The sequence below is a fragment of the Pseudomonas sp. GR 6-02 genome, from assembly GCF_001655615.1.
In the GTDB taxonomy this organism is placed as follows: domain Bacteria; phylum Pseudomonadota; class Gammaproteobacteria; order Pseudomonadales; family Pseudomonadaceae; genus Aquipseudomonas.
Genome location: NZ_CP011567.1, coordinates 5888565 through 5907003, shown reverse-complemented (window position 1 = coordinate 5907003; position 18439 = coordinate 5888565). Strand labels below are relative to the sequence as shown.

The window sequence follows — 18439 nt, the reverse complement described above, 5'->3', positions numbered from 1 at the left end:
ATTGCTATTTTGGCGCTCCGTTCCAGAGGTAAAAATGGCTAACCCCGCAAGGAACAATGCCCCCCAAACCCCGGTCAAATCGGCAGTTTTACCGCTCCTGTTACCGGGCGGTCTTCATGTGGCACAAGAGGATGTCTGGATGAACGTTTCACGCGGTTTTGCATTGGCATCGCTCATGGCTGTCGCTTCGTTGACGACGCTCGCCGCCAGCCCGGCCTTTGCACAGTTAAGCCTCAGCGATGCGGTCAAGGCGGTGTCATCGATGCAGGACGACGAGGATGTCGAGGGTGTCGAGGCCGATGATGTCGATGGCATCGTGGCGGCGGCGCCTAAGGCCGCCGGTTTGCTCAATACCCTGGGCTCGCAGCTCGACATCACCCCGGAGCAGGCCATCGGCGGCGCCGGTGCGATGCTGGGCTTGGCGAGGAATCAGCTCAGCGGCCAGGACTTCTCCGAACTGAGCAAAAGCGTGCCGGGCCTCGCTCAGATCGCCGGCAACAGCGCGATCAGTGGCCTGACTGGCTTGGGTGGGTTGCTCGGTGCGGGTTCAGACAAGAATGCGTTGCTCGATGGCTTGCTGGGTAACGTCAAAGACACCAAGGACCTGAACAACGCCTTCAGCGCCCTGGGCATGGACACCGGGATGGTTGGCGTGTTTGCCCCGGTGATCCTGCAATACCTCGGTCAGCAAGGCGTTGCCGGTTCGCTGTTGCAAAACCTCGGCGGGATCTGGGGCACCGGCGCCGGTAGCTGAGTCAGCCCTCGGCGCGTAGTGCCTGGATGCGCCGGTCCTTCACGATCCAGAGCTGGTTGACCCAGTTCTGGATCGTTTCGCGAAACTCCGGATCGTTTTCGTAATCGCCTTGCCACAGTGCCGGGTCCAGTTCGCGGGTGTGGATGTCGATGATCACTTTGGGCACGTTGCCACTAAGCAAATCCCAGAACCCCGGAATCTTCTGCTGCGGATACACCACCGTCACATCGAGAATGGCGTCCAACTGTTCGCCCATCGCCGCCAGCACGAACGCCACGCCGCCCGCCTTGGGCTTGAGCAGGTGGGTGAACGGTGACTGTTGTTGGGCGCTTTTCGCCGCGGTGTAGCGGGTGCCTTCCAGGTAGTTGACCACGGTCACCGGCTGGCGCTTGTACAACTCGCAAGCTTGTTTAGTGATCTCCAGGTCCTTGCCGGCCAGCTCCGGGTGCTTCTCCAGGAACGCCTTGCTGTAGCGCTTCATGAACGGATAGTCCAACGCCCACCAGGCGAGGCCCAGGAATGGCACCCAGATCAGTTCTTTCTTGAGGAAGAACTTGAAGAACGGCGTGCGCCGGTTCAGTGCCTGGATCAGCGCCGGGATATCGACCCAGGACTGATGGTTACCGATCACCAGATACGAGGTGTCGCCGCGCAGCTCATCGCCGCCGCGAATGTCCCATTGGGTGGGAATGCACAGGCGGAAGATCAGCTTGTCGATCTCGGCCCAGGTTTCGGCAATCCACATCACCGCCCACGAGGCGTAATCGCGAAAGCGCCCGGGCAGGAGCAGTTTGAGCAGCGCGAACACCATCAAAGGCCCGAACAGGACCAGCGTGTTGAGCAATAGCAGCAGGGTAACGAAACAGCCGGTGAGCAGGCGGCGCATAGATAACTCTTGAAAGCGTGTGGGCGCGCCATGATAAGCAGCTTCGGTTGGCAGGCCAAATCGGTGGTGACGAATGTTTCACCTTGGTAGCGGTATGCTCTCAGCGTATCGCTGTTGCCTTTGTGGCGAGGGAGCTTGCTCCCGCTGGGTTGCGCAGCGGCCCTAAAACCAGGCGCCGCGATTTTCAGGTATACCGCAGGCAACGGTTTTGCGAGCGCCGCGCCCCCGAACGGGAGCAAGCTACCTCGCCACAAAAGTGGGAAGTGGTCCAACTATCGTTGTTTTTTGCGGTCTAGAATTCGGCCAATGCGTCCACATCCCTCAAGGAAGCCCCTTACGTGAAATCTCTCCTTGCACTGCTTGCCCTCGTGACCCTGCCGGTCCTGGCCGCCGAGCCGACCCTGTACGGGCGTTACGAATACATCGCGCTGCCGGAAATCGGCGGTGAAGTCCTCAAGGCCAAAATGGACACCGGCGCCCTGACCGCGTCGCTGTCGGCCAAAGACATCGAAACCTTCACCCGCGACGGCGACGAGTGGGTACGTTTCCGTCTCGCCACCAAAGGCGCGAGCAACAAGGTCTACGAACACAAGGTCGCGCGGATCAGCAAGATCAAGAACCGTGCCGATGAAGAAGATGAAGACAAGGCCGTGAGCGAAGTGACCAAGCGTCCGGTGGTCGATCTGGAACTGTGCCTGGGCAACGTCAAGCGCACCGTCGAGGTCAACCTCACCGACCGCAGCAGCTTCAACTATCCACTGCTGATCGGCGCCAAAGCCCTGCGCGAATTCGGCGCAGCAGTGAACCCGGCGCGTCGCTTTACAGCCGACAAACCCGACTGCTGATTGACGGCGAATCAGCCTTGGGGCACCGTTCGCCCACTTAACCAGTGGGCTCGGACGCCATGCCTCATATCCTGATTGTCGAAGACGAAGCGGCGATTGCCGACACCCTGATTTTCGCCTTGCAGGGCGAGGGCTTTACCACCACCTGGTTGAGCCTTGGCGCGGCGGCGCTCGAACATCAGCGCGCCACGCCCGCCGACCTGATCATTCTCGATATCGGCCTGCCGGATATCAGCGGCTTCGAGACCTGCAAGCAATTGCGGCGTTTCAGTGACGTGCCGGTGATGTTCCTCAGTGCCCGTGACGCCGAGATCGACCGCGTGGTGGGCCTGGAAATCGGCGCCGACGACTACGTGGTCAAACCGTTCAGCCCCCGGGAAGTGGCGGCGCGGGTCCGGGCGATTCTCAAGCGCATGGCGCCACGACCGGTGGCGGAGATGTCGGAGGTGGCTTCAGCGCTGTTTCGCATCGACGGCGAACGGGTGCAGATCAGCTATCGCAACCAGCCGCTGAGCCTGACTCGCCATGAGTTTCGTTTGCTGCAATGCCTGCTGGAACAACCGGAGCGAGTCTTCAGCCGCGAGCAATTGCTCGATGCGCTGGGCGTGGCCGCCGATGCCGGTTACGAGCGCAGCATCGACAGTCACATCAAGAGCGTGCGCGCCAAATTGCGCCTGGTGAAGGCCGACGCCGAGCCGATCCAGACTCATCGCGGCCTCGGCTACAGCTACAGCCCGGGGCACAGCTGATGTCACTGGGGATCCGGATTTTTCTGGTCTACGTGCTGTTCATCGGCCTGACCGGCTACTTCGTGCTCAACACCGTGATGGAAGAAATCCGCCCCGGTGTGCGCCAGTCCACCGAAGAAACCCTGGTGGACACCGCCAACCTGATGGCCGAGATCCTGCGCGACGACTTCAAGGCCGGCACCCTCAGCCAGAACCGCTGGCCCGAGTTGCTCAAGGCTTATGGCGAGCGACAACCGCAGGCGAAAATCTGGGGCCTGTCGAAGAATCAGGTCAATCACCGCATTTACGTCACCGATGCCAAAGGCATCGTGGTGCTGGATTCCAGCGGGATTGCGGTGGGCCAGGACTACTCGCGCTGGAATGACGTCTACCTGACCCTGCGTGGCGAGTACGGTGCGCGTTCGACGCGCAGCAACCCCGATGACTCGAACTCGTCGGTGATGCACGTCGGGGCACCGATTCGCGACAACGGCCAGATCATCGGCGTGGTGACCGTGGCCAAACCCAACAGCTCACTGCAGCCTTACGTCGATCGCACCGAACGGCGATTGCTGACGTATGGCGCCGGATTGATCGGCCTCGGTTTGTTGTTCGGTGCGCTGTTGTCCTGGTGGCTGAGCGCGGCGCTGCGGCGGTTGACGGCCTATGCCCAGGCCGTCAGTGAAGGCCGCCGGGTCGAGGTGCCGCATTACCGCGGGGGCGAACTGGAACAACTGGCCACGGCGCTGGAGCACATGCGTACCCAACTCGAGGGCAAAGCCTACGTCGAGCGTTATGTGCACACCCTGACCCATGAATTGAAAAGCCCGCTGGCGGCGATTCGTGGCGCAGCGGAGCTGCTGCAAGGCGAAATGCCGCCAGCCCAGCAGCAGCGCTTCGTCAGTAACATCGACAGCGAAAGTGCGCGCATGCAGCAGTTGATCGAGCGACTGTTGAACCTGGCGCAGGTTGAGCAACGCCAAGGGTTGGAGGAGCGGGTGGTGGTGCCGTTGGCGGGCTTGGTGGAAGAACTGTTGAACGCGCAGGCTGCACGAATCGAAGGCAAGCAATTGCGTGTGGAACGGCAAATTGCGGCGGATCTGAATCTGCTTGGCGAGCCGTTCCTATTGCGCCAGGCGCTGGGCAATCTGCTGGAGAATGCCTTGGACTTCACCCAGGCGTATGGCGTGCTGCGATTGTGTGCCGAGCGAGTCGGTGAGCAGATCGAGTTCAGGCTGTTCAACCAGGCCGAAGCGATTCCCGACTATGCGTTGCCACGCTTGAGCGAGCGCTTCTACTCGCTGCCGCGTCCGGACAGTGGACGCAAGAGCACCGGTTTGGGGCTCAACTTCGTTGAGGAAGTGGTCAAGTTGCATGGTGGTGTGATGAGTATCGGCAACGTCGACGGCGGTGTTCAAGTGCGTTTGCGGTTGCCTTCAAGCCGCTGAAGATCGCAGCCTTCGGCAGCTCCTGCGCCGAGCGCAAATTCCACACACTCTCCACATTCCTCCCACAAAACCCCCACATACCCAATCCAGACTTTCCCCATCCAAACAGGGAGAGTCCCATGAACCGAAGCCTGACCCTAAAACTCGGGGCAATTGCCCTGCTGATTCTGTTGCTGCTGATCCCGCTACTGATGATCAACGGCGTGATCCAGGAGCGCCAGCAACTGCGTGACGGTGTACTCGAAGACATCGCCCGCAGTTCCAGTTACAGCCAGCAATTGAGCGGCCCGCTGATGGTGGTGCCCTATCGCAAAACAGTGCGCACCTGGAAAACCAACGAAAAAACCAACCAGCGTTATCAGGATGTCGGCGAGGAGCGTGGACGTTTGTATTTCTTGCCGGAGCGTTTCGAACTCGACGGCCAGGTCCAGACAGAGCTGCGCTCCCGGGGCATCTACGAGGCGCGACTGTTCCATGCCGATAACCGCATCAGCGGGCATTTTTCGGTTCCGGCACAACTGGGCATCAAGGAAGACTTCGCCGATTACCGCTTCGATCAGCCGTTCCTGGCTGTTGGCATCAGCGACATCCGCGGCATCGAAAATGCGCTGAAACTCGAACTCAATGGCCAGAAGCTGGATTTTGTACCGGGTAGCCAGGTGGGCTGGCTGGGCGAGGGTGTGCATGTGACGTTGCCGGCGCTGGACACCCAACAGGCCACGGAGCTGGCCTTCGGTTTCGACTTGCGTCTGCAAGGCACCGGCCAGTTACAGGTTCTGCCGGTGGGCAAGACCAGCAAGGTTTCACTGGCGGCCAATTGGCCTCACCCCAGCTTCATCGGCAATTACCTGCCGGCCCAGCGGGAAATTACCGATCAGGGCTTTACGGCCAATTGGCAGACCTCGTTTTTCTCCACCAACCTGCAAGAAGCGTTGAACAGTTGCGTGTCGGGCGGTCATTGCGAGGCGTTCAGCGGTCGTAGTTTCGGCGTGAGTTTCATCGACCCGGTGGACCAGTACCTGAAAAGCGACCGGGCAATCAAATATGCATTGCTGTTTATCGTCCTGACCTTCGCCGGTTTCTTCCTGTTCGAAGTGTTGAAAAGCCTGGCGGTGCACCCGGTGCAGTACGCCTTGGTGGGTGTAGCGCTGGCGTTCTTCTACCTGTTGCTGTTGTCGCTGTCCGAACACATCGGCTTTGCCCTGGCGTATCTGCTGTCGGCGAGTAGCTGTGTGGCGTTGATCGGTTTTTATGTCTGCCATGTGCTGCGCAGCGTGCGTCACGGCTTGAGCTTTTCGGCGGGGTTGGCGGCGTTATACGGGCTGCTTTACGGCTTGTTGAGCGCCGAGGATTACGCGCTGTTGATGGGCTCGCTGCTGTTGTTCGGGCTACTGGGTGTGTTCATGGTGCTGACCCGCAAGCTGGACTGGTACGGGATCGGGCAGAAAACCGCGAAGCCCTTGGACTTTGATATAGGTGCCGTGGAATGAGCCGGTGGTTGGGGTTGCGCGAGGATCAGCGAGTGGGTGAGGTGTTGGCGACGCGGATTTGCCAGTTATTTCCGTCAGATCCGGTGTGGTGCCATCGCGAGCAGGCTCGCTCCCACATTGGAACTCAGTTGCGCACCGATGGTGTGAACAACACAAATCCCCTGTGGGAGCGAGCCGGCTTGCGATGAGGCCGGTACAGCCAGCGAAGATTTAAGCCTTGGGCATCGTCGCGATCATCGAAGGCCGCTGACTCACTTCGAAATACCACTCGGCCAACTTTGGATTTTCCTTGCGCCATTCCAGATCCGGATGGCGCAAATCCAGATAACCCAAGGCACAGGCCACACTGATCGCTGCCACATCGAAATGGCTGGTCAGCTCGGCAATCGCATCGGCCTCCAACAGCGCCAGGGCGCGACGAATCTTGTCGCGTTGACCGTCGAGCCATGCGTCCCAATGTTTCTCCGGTGAGCGCAGGGCCACTTCATAGCGAATCATCACGGCGGCATCCATGATCCCGTCTGCCAGAGAAGCCAGGGTCAAGCGCCGCCAGCGCGCCGAGCCTTCACGAGGAATCAGCGGATTGCCGACGTGCTGGTGATCGAGGTAATCGAGGATCACCCGGCTGTCGTACAACACATTGCCGTCGGCCAGGCGCAGCGCCGGAATCTTGCCCAGCGGGTTGTCTTTGTTGAGAGCCTGATCCGGGCTGACCGGCGTGAGCTGGCAGGCTTGCAGCGCCACGCGGTTCGTTTGGCCGGTCTCGTGCAGCAGCACCATGACTTTGCGAACAAAGGGCGAGGCGGGGTTGTGGAACAGGGTCATGCTGGGGGCGGACATGGCGGCATCTCGATCATGGGCAGTGTCGGGAGCATAGCGCTTTGGTGTTTGAGCTCAAGCTCGTTCCCACAGCAATTGTGTCGTTTGCCGATTTCGTGAACAGCACAATCCCTGTAAGAGCGAGGCTTGCCCGCGAAGGCGTCAGAACAGGCGCCGCTGATTCAGAAAGAAGGCGCTTGTCGCCGCCGCTTCCACTGACTCAGCCGCTGCTGCAGGTTCAACGGGCTATGAATCTGTTGCTGCCGCGCTCGGCTGAACAAAATCAGCATCAGCTCCGCCGTCGCCAAGGCATCGGCGCTGGCGTTATGCCGTTCGAAGACCTCCAGCTTGAACCAGTCGATCCACTCATCCAGCCCGGCCTCGCGAAAGTGTGCCTGGGGACAAAGCAGCGGGGCGATGTCTGCCACGTCCAGAAACGGATGCTGCAGCTTGTAACCCAGATGTTCTTTCAGTGCGCGCCCGAGCATGTGCTGATCGAACGGCGCATGAAAAGCCAACACCGGGCTGTCGCCGACAAATTCCATGAATTCGAGCAGGGCCTGCGCGGGGTCGCTGCCGGCGGCAATGGCGCTCGGACCCAGCCCATGAATCAACACGCTGGGGCCGAGTTTGAGTTCGGTGCATTGCAGCGTGCGTTCGAACTGCTGACTGAAGTCGATCGCCCCGTCCTCGATCACCACGGCTCCGATGGACAGCAGCCGATCCTTGTTCAGGTTCAGCCCGGTGGTTTCCAGGTCGAGCACCACCCAGCGTTGCTCGCGCAGGCTGCAGTCGCTCAGCTGGGCCACGGCCGGCAAGCGCTCCAGACGGTGTTGCAGTTCGCCGGGCAAAACGGGACTGGCCGGGCGCAGCCATGAAAACAGGCTCATAACTGATACCGCAGGGTCAGGCTGCTTTGCAGGCGTTGGGCCTGGCGCAGGGATTCACGCAGGATGCGTCGGTCCAGATGATTGAGGCTGTCGGGATCGACCCGGTTGGAGTAGGGCAAGTTCTCACGGGTCTGTAGCTGATGTTGCTGCATGCGGGTTTGCTGGATGAAGTGATACGCCTCTTCATAGGCCGCGCCGTCCAGCTGATCGATGACCTCTTTTTCCACCAATTGGCGAAAACGCTCCAGGGTGTTGTTGGCGTCGATGCCGTGGGCCAGGGCCAGCACTCGCGCGCCGTCGACGAATGGCGTCAGGCCCTGGAGTTTCAGGTCGAGGGTGGCTTTCTCGCCATTCTTGCGTGCCAGGACGAATTCGCGGAAACGTCCTACGGGCGGACGGTTGCGCAGGGCGTTCTCGGCCATCATGCGCTGGAACAACCGGTTGTCGCCGACCTGATCGAGAATGCCCCGGCGCAGTTGCTCGCAGCCTCGCTCATCGCCCCAGACCACGCGCAGATCGAAATAGATACTCGACCCCAACAGGTTTTCCGGTGTCGCCTCGCGGATAAATGCCGCAAAGCGTCGTGCCCACTCGATCCGGGACAAACACAGCTCGGGGTTGCCGGCCATGATGTTGCCTTTGCACAAGGTAAAGCCGCACAGCGCCAGGCTCTGATTGACCTGCTGGGCGATGGGCAACAACTTGCCGCGAATTTCGGCGGCGTGGGCCGCATCGCGAGCTTCGAACAGAATGCCGTTGTCCTGATCGGTGTGCAGCGTCTGCTCGCGGCGGCCTTCGCTGCCGAAGCAAAGCCAACTGAACGGCACACCGGGATCACCTTTCTCCGCGATGGCCAGTTCGATCACCCGGCAGACGGTGTGGTCGTTGAGCAGGGTGATGATATGGGTGATCTGCGTCGAGGACGCGCCGTGGGCTAGCATCCGCTCGACCAATTGGCCGATTTCGCCGCGGATCGCCACCAGGTTTTCCACCCGCTGGGCGCTGCGAATGGTCCGCGCCAGGTGCACCAGATCGACCCTTTGCAGGGAAAACAGGTCACGCTCCGAAACCACGCCACACAGGCGCTGGTCCTTGACCAGGCAGACGTGGGCGATGTGTCGCTCGGTCATGGCGATCGCTGCGTCGAAGGCACTGTGGTCCGGCGACAGGAAAAACGGCGCCCGGGTCATGTGCCGCTCGATGGATTCATTGAAATCGCTGGTGCCGTTGGCCACCACGTGTCGCAAGTCGCGAAGGGTGAAAATGCCCAGCGGCGCCTTTTGTTCATCGACCACCACAATGCTGCCGACTTGCTGATCGTGCATCAGCGTCACCGCTTCACGCAGAGGTGTGATCGGGCTGCAGGTTACCGGGTGACGCATGGCCAATTCGCCCAGCCGGGTATTGAGCGAGTATTGGGTGCCGAGGGTTTCCACGGCTTTTTGCTGGACTTGCTGATTGACCTGGTCCAGCAAGCTGCTGACACCCCGTAGGGCAAAGTCGCGGAACGGATTGGACAGTGCGAACAGTTTGATGAACGCGAGCTTGTTCAGCTGTAGGCAAAAGGTATCTTCGGCCGCCAGATGTTCGGTGCGGGTTGCACGTTCGCCCAGCAGCGCGGCAAGGGGGAAACACTCGCCGGTGGTGATTTCGAAAGTGGTTTCGGTGCCACCCTTGGCCGTGTGCGGGCGTTCCCCCACGACCCGGCCTTGTTTGACGATGTAGAAATGCTCAATCGGGCCATCGGCGGGTTTGATGATGCTCTCGCCGGGGGCATAAAAACGCAGCTGGCATTGCTCCACCAGATAGGCCAGATGAGCGTTTTCCATCTGATTGAAGGGTGGGAAGCGCTGCAGGAATTGCAAAGTGCCCTGGATGTTCTGCAACACCGCGGTTTTCCCTGCCTGGGTGAAGGCGTCCGCTTTACTCATAACCATTACCGCAGTCTTTTTCTGATTGTTGTGTCGGATCGTTGTTTCAGATCGTTCCAGGCATGGTCGACCCCTGCGGGCAGGGTGCCCATTGGACGTAAGTCTAGGTAGGCAGTGCAGCGGCCGGAATATGGGAAATGTCTGACACAACGGTGGGAAAAACCTCCTACATTGTCTATTGGAAAAGATTCCGACGAAGTGCACATTGAAGTCTGCTGAGCGATGTCTGACACCCTGTGTCAGGGATCGCATTGAAAACGTTGAGAACGCCATGTCCGACCACGATATTTTGAGTGATGCCGAGCGCGAAGCGCTCAGCGCCGTCATGCTGGAACCAGACTTGCCGCCGCAGCGGGTGCTGATCGTCGATGACGATAAGGATGCCCGCGAATTGCTGTCGGAAATTCTGGGGCTCGATGGCATTCACTGCATGACGGCGGCCAGCGGCGAAACGGCGCTCAAAATGCTGGCGGAGAAGCCATCGATCGGTCTGGTGATTACCGATCTGCGGATGGGGCATGTCGATGGCCTGGAACTGATCCGCCAGGTGCGGGAATCGGCACGTGCGGCGATGCCGATCATCATCGTTTCCGGCGATGCCGATGTGAAGGATGCGATCGAAGCGATGCACTTGCACGTCGTGGACTTTCTGCTCAAGCCCATTGATAGCGAAAAATTGCTTGAACTGGTCAAGCATGAGCTGGGGATGGATCTGTAGCGCGGACTTCCAGGTTGGCAGCTTTTGTGGCGAGGGGGCTTGCTCCCGTTGGGTTGCGAAGCAGCCCCAAAAACTGCGATTCCAATGTCCCTGATACACCGCATACACCGGATTTACGACTGCTGCGCAGTCGAGCGGGAGCAAGCTCCCTCGCCACAGGGGACCGCAGCGTGTCTAGTCCTGAAACAGGTGTGAACCTATTTCAGGACTAGACAGCGTAAATGAAAAAGCCCTGATCTCTCGATCAGGGCTTTTTCACGTCCGGCGTCAGCGTTTACTCAAAGGCCGTTGGCAGCCTTGAACTCACGACGACGACGGTGCAGAACCGGCTCGGTGTAGCCGTTCGGCTGTTTAGTGCCTTCGACCACCAGCTCGACCGCCGCCTGGAAGGCGATGTTGCTGTCGAAGTTCGGTGCCAGCGGGCGGTACAGCGGGTCGTTGGCGTTCTGACGGTCAACCACCGGCGCCATGCGCTTGAGGCTTTCCATCACTTGCGCTTCGGTAACGATGCCGTGGCGCAGCCAGTTGGCGATGTGCTGGCTGGAAATTCGCAGCGTCGCACGGTCTTCCATCAGGCCGACGTCGTTGATGTCCGGCACTTTCGAGCAACCTACGCCCTGGTCGATCCAGCGCACCACGTAACCGAGAATGCCCTGGGCGTTGTTGTCCAGTTCGTTCTTGATCTGTTCCGCAGTCCAGCTCGGATTTACAGCCAGCGGGATAGTCAGGATGTCGTCCACCGAAGCACGTGCACGTTTGGCCAGCTCGGCCTGACGGGCGAACACGTCGACCTTGTGGTAGTGCAACGCGTGCAGCGCAGCAGCGGTCGGCGATGGAACCCAGGCGGTGTTGGCACCGGCCAATGGGTGAGCGATTTTCTGTTCCAGCATGGCGGCCATCAGGTCGGGCATGGCCCACATGCCTTTACCGATCTGGGCACGACCTTGCAGGCCGGTGCTCAAACCGATGTCGACGTTCCAGTTCTCGTAGGCACTGATCCACTTCTCGGCCTTCATGTCGGCCTTGCGCACCATCGGGCCGGCTTCCATGGAGGTGTGGATTTCATCGCCCGTGCGGTCGAGGAAACCGGTGTTGATGAACACTACGCGCTCGCTGGCAGCCTTGATGCAGGCCTTGAGGTTGACCGTAGTACGGCGCTCCTCGTCCATGATCCCGACTTTCAGCGTATTGCGCGGCAGGCCGAGGACGTCTTCGATGCGACCGAACAGCTCGTTGGTGAACGCGGCTTCTTCCGGGCCGTGCATCTTCGGCTTCACGATGTAGACCGAGCCGGTACGACTGTTCTTGCGCGAGCTGTTGCCGTTGAGGCTGTGGATGGCCGCGAGGCAAGTCACCAGACCGTCGAGAATGCCTTCTGGCACTTCGTTGCCGTCTTTGTCGAGGATCGCGTCAATGGTCATCAGGTGACCGACGTTGCGCACGAACAACAGCGAGCGACCGTGCAGGCTCAGTTCGCTGCCATCGAGAGCGGTGTAGGTGCGGTCGGCGTTCATGGTGCGGGTAAAGGTCTGACCGCCCTTGGAGACTTCTTCCGACAGGTCGCCCTTCATCAGACCGAGCCAGTTGCGATAGATCACCACTTTGTCATCGGCATCGACGGCGGCGACCGAGTCTTCGCAGTCCATGATGGTGGTCAGCGCGGCTTCCATCAGGATGTCTTTGACGCCGGCTGCGTCAGTCTGGCCGACCGGGGTGCTGGCGTCGATCTGGATTTCGAAGTGCAGGCCGTTGTTCTTCAGCAAGATCGCTGTCGGTGTGGCTGCATCGCCGTGGAAACCGATCAGTTGAGCATCGTTGCGCAAGCCGGTGTTGCTACCACCCTTGAGGGCGACAACCAGTTTGCCGTCAACGATCTTGTAGCCGGTGGAATCGACGTGGGAGCCGGCAGCCAATGGCGCGGCTTCGTCGAGGAACGCACGGGCGAAGGCAATAACCTTGTCGCCACGTACCTTGTTGTAGCCTTTGCCCTTTTCCGCGCCATCCGCTTCGCTGATGGCGTCGGTGCCGTAGAGCGCGTCATACAGCGAACCCCAGCGGGCGTTCGAGGCGTTAAGCGCGAAGCGCGCGTTCATCACCGGCACCACCAACTGTGGGCCGGCCATGCGGGCGATTTCGTCATCGACGTTTTGTGTCGTTGCCTGGAAATCGGCCGCTTCTGGCAGCAGATAACCGATGTCTTGCAGGAAGGCTTTGTAGGCCACCGCATCGTGCGCAACACCTGCACGAGCCTGGTGCCAGGCATCAATGCGAGCCTGGAAATCATCGCGTTTGGCGAGTAGGGCTTTGTTCTTCGGTGCCAGGTCATGGATGACCTTGTCGGCACCGGCCCAGAACGTGTCGGCGGTGAGGCCGGTACCGGGAATGGCTTCGTTGTTCACGAAGTCGAACAGGACTTTGGCGACCTGCAGGCCACCGACTTGAACGTGTTCAGTCATTGCTTGCCTCACTCTGCTCAGCTATTTCGCTTTTCAGCTCTTCAATTTAACAATGAAGCCTCTGGCCATTTAAACCACAAACCCTTCTACCAGTACATGCCATTGCTGGCGGCTGGGTTCGTTCCGATCAACGGCATTGCGGCCTTGCTGACGGGGCTTTCAGGGTTGCGAGTGTGCCTGCGGCAGACATCGATCCAACGTTATGTAGTGCGCGCTGCGGCATACTACATGATGAATTGCGGTTGTGAAAATTAGACTAATTACGTCGTTCTGCGACCCTGTGACGCATTGCAGTCATGTCGGGGAACGGGATGTTCTCAAAAAACTATTGGATTGTTCCAGTTAAATATAAAAACTTGTACACATAATATTCGATGCCCTGCTATGGAAATGGGGCTTTTGTGGCGAGGGAGCTTGCCCCCGTTCGGCTGCGAAGCAGTCGTAGATCGCCTGATGCGAACACGCTGGAGAAACTCAAGGGGCCGCTTTGCGACCCAACGGGGGCAAGCTCCCTCGCCACATCCAGCCCCTTGCCTATACTTGCCTTTCCATAACAAAAGTCATGACAAGAGGGCTGCGCCATGGACCATCTCGTACTCACGGTATTCGCCCCGGACAAGCCCGGGCAGGTCGAGCGCATTGCCCAATGCATTGCCGAGCATGGCGGCAACTGGCTGGAGAGCCGCATGTCGCGCATGGCCGGGCAGTTCGCCGGGATTCTTCGGGTGGGCGTACCGGCCGAAGCCTACGATGAACTGGTAGACGCCCTACAGGGACTGTCGACCCAGGGCATCCGTGTGATGATCGCCGAAAGCAGCATCGAACAATCCTGCACCTGGAAGCCGATTGCCATGGAACTGGTGGGCAATGATCGTCCGGGCATTGTGCGGGACATTACGCGTCTGCTGAGTGAGCAAGGGGTGAGCCTGGAGCGGCTGGTGACCGAAGTGCGTCCGGCGCCAATGAGCAGCGAGCCGTTGTTCCATGCCGAAGCAATTCTCGCGGTGCCCCTGACCTTGTCGCTGGAGGTGCTGCAATCGCGCCTGGAAACCCTGGCGGACGACCTGATGGTCGAATTGGTGCTGCGCAGCGAACCTTGAACAGGTTATCCAAGTTATACGTGCACCTGCCTGTGGATAACCTGTAGAGACACCCCGCCAGCCCACGCCGGCCGGGGCTCTTCAGGATCTGATCAAAAAACCAGCAGTTTCAGTGACTTGCGCACAAACGCCGGGGATCACGTTGTGGATAACCTTGGGAAGGATGGATGCAGGCCACGGGAGACGTGGCCTGTAGAGATTTGTACGTTTTCTGATCAGCTGCGGCGGCGCAGACTTATCCACGCGTCGACGCTGTAAACCGCCAGACCTGCCCAGATAAAGATGAACGCCACCAGCGTGCTGGACGACAAGTGTTCGCCAAACAGCAGTACGGCTTGCAACAGCACCAGCGTCGGCGCCAGGTACTGGAGAAATCCGAGGGTGGTGTAGGGCAAGTGCCGGGCGGCGGCGTTGAAACACACCAGCGGCACCAACGTCACCGGACCGGCGGCTACCAGCCACCAGGCTTCGGAGCTGGTCCAGAATGCGGCTTGCGCGCTGGTCGCCGTCGGATTGAACAGCAACCAGGCGACAGCAATCGGCACCAGCATCCAGGTTTCCACCACCAGCCCCGGCAACGCCTTGACCGGTGCCTGCTTGCGGATCAAACCGTAGAAGCCGAAGGTCAATGCCAGCACCAGCGACACCCACGGCAGGCTGCCGACCTGCCACACTTGCTGCGCGACACCGACCGCCGCCAGCCCCACCGCGATCCACTGCATGCGCCTTAGCCGTTCGCCGAGGATCAGCATCCCCAGCAGCACGTTTACCAACGGGTTGATGTAGTAACCGAGGCTGGCCTCAAGCATGCGTCCGTTGTTCACCGACCAGACGTAAGTCAGCCAGTTGGCCGCGATCAGCGTGCCGCTCAGGGCCAGGATCGCCAGCCGCCGTGGATTTTCACGCAGCTCACGCCACCAGCCGGGATGTTTCCAGACGAGCAGCAGCAAGGCGCCGAACAACGCGGACCAAAGCACTCGGTGGATGATGATCTCCACGGCGGGTACGTTGGCGATGGCTTTGAAGTAGAGCGGGAAAAGTCCCCAGATGATGTAGGCACTCAGGCCCAGGATGTACCCGCGACGCAGGTTGGCGGCTTGCATGAGAATCCTTGCTTAGGCAGCTAACAAAGAAGGGATTGTATAGATGTGTGGCCTTTTTTGTAGGAGCGAGGCTTGCCCGCGAAGAACGATGACTCGGTATGTCAGGCAAACCGCATTATTGTTCTTCGCGGACAAGTCGGATCGCCGCACCGCTCGCTCCTACAGGGACGCGGTGTTTAGAAGAGTTTCAATGGCTCTTCATTCAGTGCCGCCAATTGCTCACGCAACGCCAACACTTGATCGCCCCAATAGCGCTCGGTGCCGAACCACGGAAAGCTGCGAGGGAAGGCCGGGTCGTCCCAGCGACGGGCGAGCCAGGCGCTGTAGTGCATCAACCGCAAGGCGCGCAGCGGTTCGATCAGTGCCAGTTCCCGCGGGTCGAAGTCGTGGAATTCGCTGTAGCCGTCCATCAGTTCCGACAATTGCCCCAGACATTCCTGGCGGTCACCCGCCAGCATCATCCAGATATCCTGCACCGCCGGGCCCATGCGGCAGTCGTCGAGGTCGACGATGTGGAACATTTCATCGCGGCACATCATGTTGCCGGGGTGGCAATCGCCATGTATGCGGATGTTCTGGTGTGGCGTGGCCTGGTAGACCTCTTCCACGCGCTTGAGCAAGTCGCGGGCGACGGACTCGTAGGCCGGCAGCAGACTGCGCGGTACGAAATTGCCTTCGAGCAAGGTGGCCAGTGAGTCATGACCGAAGTTTTTCACCCCAAGCACTTCACGGTGTTCGAACGGTTTTGTAGCGCCGACCGCATGCAGACGACCCAGCAGTTGGCCCAGGCGATACAGCTGATCAAGGTTGCCCGGCTCCGGTGCGCGACCACCCCGGCGCGGGAACAGGGTGAAACGGAATCCGGCATGTTCGTGCAGGCTTTCATCGTTGTGGATCAGCGGCGCGACCACAGGTATATCGCACTCGGCGAGTTCGAAGGTGAATTGGTGTTCTTCGAGAATCGCTTCGTTGGTCCAGCGCAGCGGACGGTAAAACTTGGCGATCAGCGGCTCGGAGTCTTCGATGCCGACCTGATAGACACGGTTCTCGTAGCTGTTGAGCGCCAGAATGCGCGCGTCGCTGAGAAAGCCGATGCTTTCGACGGCATCGAGCACGAGGTCTGGGGTGAGGGTTTCAAACGGGTGGGCCATGCTGACTCCTGCGCGCGGCAGGCTGCCGCGTCCGGCCAAGCATGGTAGCGCAGACGGGGCCTCTTTAGGGGGTGGGCTTGAGGTAAGTGTGGTTTGGGCTGACGCTTTCGCGGGCAAGCCTTGCTCCTACAGTAGGCGCGAGACTTGCCGCGAAGAGGCCCTGTCAGGCGCCGACGATTCCGCCATCCTCGCGGGTAATCGCCATCACCGAAGACCGCGGCTTGCCATTGGGCAGGTGTTCAGGGAATGTCGACCCGCCGTTTTCCCCCGGATGCTGAATCCCGACAAACAAGGTCTTCTGATCCGGCGAGAAGCTGATCCCCGTCACCTCACAGCCCACCGGCCCGACCATGAAACGGCGGATCTCACCGGTTGCCGGGTCGGCGCACAGCATCTGGTTATTGCCCATGCCCGCGAAGTCGCCCGCATTGCTCGTGTCGCCGTCGGTCAGAATCCACAAGCGTCCGGCCTTGTCGAAGCCCAGGCCGTCCGGGCTGTTGAACATGTTCTGCGGGGTGATGTTTGACGAGCCGGCCTTCGGCGTGCCGGCGTGGACGCCCGGGTTGCCGGCGACCACAAACAGGTCCCAGGCAAAGCTATTCGAACCGTGATCGTCGCGGTCGGTGCGCCAGCGCAGGATCTGCCCGTAGACGTTCTTCTCGCGTGGGTTCGGGCCGCCCACCGGTTGGCCTTCTTCGCCGCGCTTGGCGTTGTTGGTCAGGGTGCAATAGACCTGGCCGTCCTTGGGGCTGACGACGATCCATTCCGGGCGGTCCATGCGCGTGGCGCTCACCACGCTGGCGGCGAGGCGCGCATGAATCAGCACTTCGGCCTGATCGGCAAAACCGCTGCTGGCGTCGATGCCGTTCTTGCCGTGGGTCAGTTCGATCCACTGGCCCTGGCCTTTCGGATGATCGGCGTTGCCGTCGCCCGCATCGAAACGCGCCACGTACAAGGTGCCGTGGTCCAGCAGATCGCGGTTGGCTTTGGGGTTTTTGTGGTTGATCTTGTCGCGGCTGACGAATTTATAGATGAACTCGCCACGTTCGTCGTCGCCCATGTACACCACGGCGCGACCGTCGTTGGTTTCGGCCAGGGCAGCGTTTTCATGTTTGAAGCGGCCCAGCGCGGTGCGTTTGACCGGCGTCGATTGCGGATCGAACGGGTCGATTTCCACCACCCAGCCGTGGCGGTTGAGTTCGTTGGGATTTTTCGCCAGGTCGAAGCGTGGATCGTGTTGATGCCAGTTGATGTCTTTGCTGGTTGCCACTGCGCCGTAGCGTTTCTGCGCGGCGTCGAATTTTTGCTCGGCATTGCTGCTGCCGAAGCAGTCGGTGAAGTTCTCTTCGCAGGTCAGATAAGTGCCCCACGGCGTTTTGCCGTTGGCGCAGTTCTGGAAGGTGCCGAGGACTTTCTTGCCGTGTTTGTCGGCACTGGTTTTCAGCAGGTCGTGACCCGCTGCGGGGCCGCTCAGTTTGATGGGCGCATTACCGTGAATGCGCCGGTTGTAGCGCGAGCCCTGGACGAACTGCCACTGGCCGTTCTTGCGCTGCACTTCGATCACTGACACGCCTTCGCAGGCCAGGGCCTTGCGCACATCTTCCGCCGATTGCGGCATGCCGCCGTGGGGGTAGAGGTAGCGGTAATTGGTGTATTCGTTGTTGATCGCCATCAGCGCCCGGTCTTTGTCACCGGGGAATTCGAACAGGCTCATGCCGTCGTTGTTGTCGCCGAACTGGACTTCCTGCGCCTGGGCCGTGCCGTTACCGCTAGGGTCGAATGTCGGGCCATTCTTTTGCAGCGGCTGGCCCCAGCTAATCAAAACCGAGGACTTGTAGCCCGGCGGCAGGGTGATGGTATCGGTCGTGGCGACGGCAATGCTGTCGAAGCCCAACAGTTTGCTGGAACCGGCGCTGACGCTGGCGGCCAGCACGCTGCGACTCAACAGGTTGCCACCGAGAAACATCGCCGCACCGCAGAGGGCGCCGGCGCTGATGAAACCACGACGGCTGAGGCCGACCATTTTTTCGAGGTCGGTGGGTTGGTTGTCTTCTAATAGGCTCACATCAGGCTCCCTGCGGGTTTTTGCAGCCACCTTAAGGGCGGTTGATGAAGCTTTT

General features: G+C 60.2%; 15 protein-coding genes. 7 read left to right on the top strand and 8 right to left on the bottom strand.

Features of this window, described 5'->3' with window-relative positions; all coding sequences use genetic code 11:
* Nucleotides 1-139: 139 nt before the first annotated feature.
* Nucleotides 140-754: a DUF2780 domain-containing protein gene (locus PGR6_RS26260; protein WP_064620827.1), complete on the top strand. Its 615-nt coding sequence runs from the start codon at nucleotides 140-142 to the stop codon at nucleotides 752-754.
* A 1-nt stretch (nucleotide 755) separates the two neighbouring features.
* Here the strand turns inward: PGR6_RS26260 and PGR6_RS26255 are convergent, their stop codons facing one another.
* The gene (locus PGR6_RS26255; protein ID WP_018928802.1) at nucleotides 756-1640 is read right to left on the bottom strand and encodes an acyltransferase; all 885 of its coding nucleotides are present in this window, start codon (nucleotides 1638-1640) and stop codon (nucleotides 756-758) included.
* 338 nt (nucleotides 1641-1978) lie between these two features.
* On the opposite strand from PGR6_RS26255, the gene rloA2 reads away from it, so the two are divergent.
* The 4 genes from rloA2 (at nucleotide 1979) to creD (ending at nucleotide 6151) form a co-directional block, all read left to right on the top strand.
* Nucleotides 1979-2485: a retropepsin-like aspartic peptidase RloA2 gene (rloA2, locus tag PGR6_RS26250; RefSeq protein ID WP_018928803.1), complete on the top strand. Its 507-nt coding sequence runs from the start codon at nucleotides 1979-1981 to the stop codon at nucleotides 2483-2485.
* 59 nt (nucleotides 2486-2544) lie between these two features.
* Nucleotides 2545-3234 carry a two-component system response regulator CreB gene (gene creB / locus PGR6_RS26245; RefSeq protein ID WP_064620824.1) on the top strand — a complete coding sequence of 230 codons (690 nt, stop codon included), beginning with the start codon at nucleotides 2545-2547 and terminating at the stop codon, nucleotides 3232-3234.
* The gene (gene creC / locus PGR6_RS26240) at nucleotides 3234-4661 is read left to right on the top strand and encodes a two-component system sensor histidine kinase CreC (protein ID WP_064620821.1); all 1428 of its coding nucleotides are present in this window, start codon (nucleotides 3234-3236) and stop codon (nucleotides 4659-4661) included. Before creB ends, creC begins: the two co-directional genes overlap by 1 nt.
* Nucleotides 4662-4780: 119 nt before the next feature.
* Nucleotides 4781-6151, top strand: coding sequence for a cell envelope integrity protein CreD (creD, locus tag PGR6_RS26235; RefSeq protein WP_064620818.1), 1371 nt, complete (start codon nucleotides 4781-4783; stop codon nucleotides 6149-6151).
* A 210-nt stretch (nucleotides 6152-6361) separates the two neighbouring features.
* Here creD and PGR6_RS26230 read toward each other — a convergent pair whose 3' ends face one another.
* The 3 genes from PGR6_RS26230 to PGR6_RS26220 form a co-directional block, all read right to left on the bottom strand.
* Nucleotides 6362-6991 (bottom strand): glutathione S-transferase, encoded by a 630-nt coding sequence (locus PGR6_RS26230; protein ID WP_018928807.1) that lies wholly within the window; start codon nucleotides 6989-6991, stop codon nucleotides 6362-6364.
* Nucleotides 6992-7152: 161 nt separating this feature from the next.
* On the bottom strand, nucleotides 7153-7860 hold the full coding sequence (locus PGR6_RS26225) for a 3'-5' exonuclease (RefSeq protein ID WP_064620815.1): 708 nt from the start codon (nucleotides 7858-7860) through the stop codon (nucleotides 7153-7155).
* Nucleotides 7857-9797 (bottom strand): putative nucleotidyltransferase substrate binding domain-containing protein, encoded by a 1941-nt coding sequence (locus PGR6_RS26220; protein ID WP_018928809.1) that lies wholly within the window; start codon nucleotides 9795-9797, stop codon nucleotides 7857-7859. The genes PGR6_RS26225 and PGR6_RS26220 overlap by 4 nt, the downstream gene beginning before the upstream one ends.
* A gap of 265 nt (nucleotides 9798-10062) precedes the next feature.
* Here PGR6_RS26220 and PGR6_RS26215 point away from each other — a divergent pair, with 265 nt between their 5' ends.
* Nucleotides 10063-10509: a response regulator gene (locus PGR6_RS26215; protein WP_064620812.1), complete on the top strand. Its 447-nt coding sequence runs from the start codon at nucleotides 10063-10065 to the stop codon at nucleotides 10507-10509.
* Nucleotides 10510-10787: 278 nt separating this feature from the next.
* Here PGR6_RS26215 and PGR6_RS26210 read toward each other — a convergent pair whose 3' ends face one another.
* Nucleotides 10788-12965, bottom strand: coding sequence for a malate synthase G (locus PGR6_RS26210; RefSeq protein WP_064620809.1), 2178 nt, complete (start codon nucleotides 12963-12965; stop codon nucleotides 10788-10790).
* 581 nt (nucleotides 12966-13546) lie between these two features.
* Here PGR6_RS26210 and PGR6_RS26205 point away from each other — a divergent pair.
* Nucleotides 13547-14065 carry a glycine cleavage system protein R gene (locus PGR6_RS26205; protein ID WP_007936467.1) on the top strand — a complete coding sequence of 173 codons (519 nt, stop codon included), beginning with the start codon at nucleotides 13547-13549 and terminating at the stop codon, nucleotides 14063-14065.
* 215 nt (nucleotides 14066-14280) lie between these two features.
* Here the strand turns inward: PGR6_RS26205 and rarD are convergent, their stop codons facing one another.
* The 3 genes from rarD to PGR6_RS26190 all read right to left on the bottom strand — a co-directional run bounded on the left by rarD (nucleotide 14281) and on the right by PGR6_RS26190 (nucleotide 18384).
* A complete protein-coding gene (rarD, locus tag PGR6_RS26200) occupies nucleotides 14281-15168 on the bottom strand; it encodes an EamA family transporter RarD (protein WP_064620806.1) in 888 nt (295 codons plus the stop codon).
* A gap of 176 nt (nucleotides 15169-15344) precedes the next feature.
* Complete coding sequence (locus PGR6_RS26195) at nucleotides 15345-16319, bottom strand: serine/threonine protein kinase (protein WP_018928813.1); 975 nt, start codon at nucleotides 16317-16319, stop codon at nucleotides 15345-15347.
* Between the two features lie 163 nt (nucleotides 16320-16482).
* The gene (locus tag PGR6_RS26190; protein WP_064620804.1) at nucleotides 16483-18384 is read right to left on the bottom strand and encodes a PhoX family protein; all 1902 of its coding nucleotides are present in this window, start codon (nucleotides 18382-18384) and stop codon (nucleotides 16483-16485) included.
* Between the last annotated feature and the right edge of the window lie 55 nt (nucleotides 18385-18439).

Coding starts and splice junctions, on each gene's coding strand:
- PGR6_RS26195 (WP_018928813.1), bottom strand. CDS start 16,319: ATGGCCCACCCGTTTGAAACCCTCACCCCAGACCTCGTGCTCGATGCC.
- creB (WP_064620824.1), top strand. CDS start 2,545: ATGCCTCATATCCTGATTGTCGAAGACGAAGCGGCGATTGCCGACACC.
- creC (WP_064620821.1), top strand. CDS start 3,234: ATGTCACTGGGGATCCGGATTTTTCTGGTCTACGTGCTGTTCATCGGC.
- rarD (WP_064620806.1), bottom strand. CDS start 15,168: ATGCAAGCCGCCAACCTGCGTCGCGGGTACATCCTGGGCCTGAGTGCC.
- PGR6_RS26260 (WP_064620827.1), top strand. CDS start 140: ATGAACGTTTCACGCGGTTTTGCATTGGCATCGCTCATGGCTGTCGCT.
- PGR6_RS26215 (WP_064620812.1), top strand. CDS start 10,063: ATGTCCGACCACGATATTTTGAGTGATGCCGAGCGCGAAGCGCTCAGC.
- PGR6_RS26225 (WP_064620815.1), bottom strand. CDS start 7,860: ATGAGCCTGTTTTCATGGCTGCGCCCGGCCAGTCCCGTTTTGCCCGGC.
- PGR6_RS26205 (WP_007936467.1), top strand. CDS start 13,547: ATGGACCATCTCGTACTCACGGTATTCGCCCCGGACAAGCCCGGGCAG.
- creD (WP_064620818.1), top strand. CDS start 4,781: ATGAACCGAAGCCTGACCCTAAAACTCGGGGCAATTGCCCTGCTGATT.
- PGR6_RS26210 (WP_064620809.1), bottom strand. CDS start 12,965: ATGACTGAACACGTTCAAGTCGGTGGCCTGCAGGTCGCCAAAGTCCTG.
- PGR6_RS26255 (WP_018928802.1), bottom strand. CDS start 1,640: ATGCGCCGCCTGCTCACCGGCTGTTTCGTTACCCTGCTGCTATTGCTC.
- PGR6_RS26220 (WP_018928809.1), bottom strand. CDS start 9,797: ATGGTTATGAGTAAAGCGGACGCCTTCACCCAGGCAGGGAAAACCGCG.
- PGR6_RS26230 (WP_018928807.1), bottom strand. CDS start 6,991: ATGTCCGCCCCCAGCATGACCCTGTTCCACAACCCCGCCTCGCCCTTT.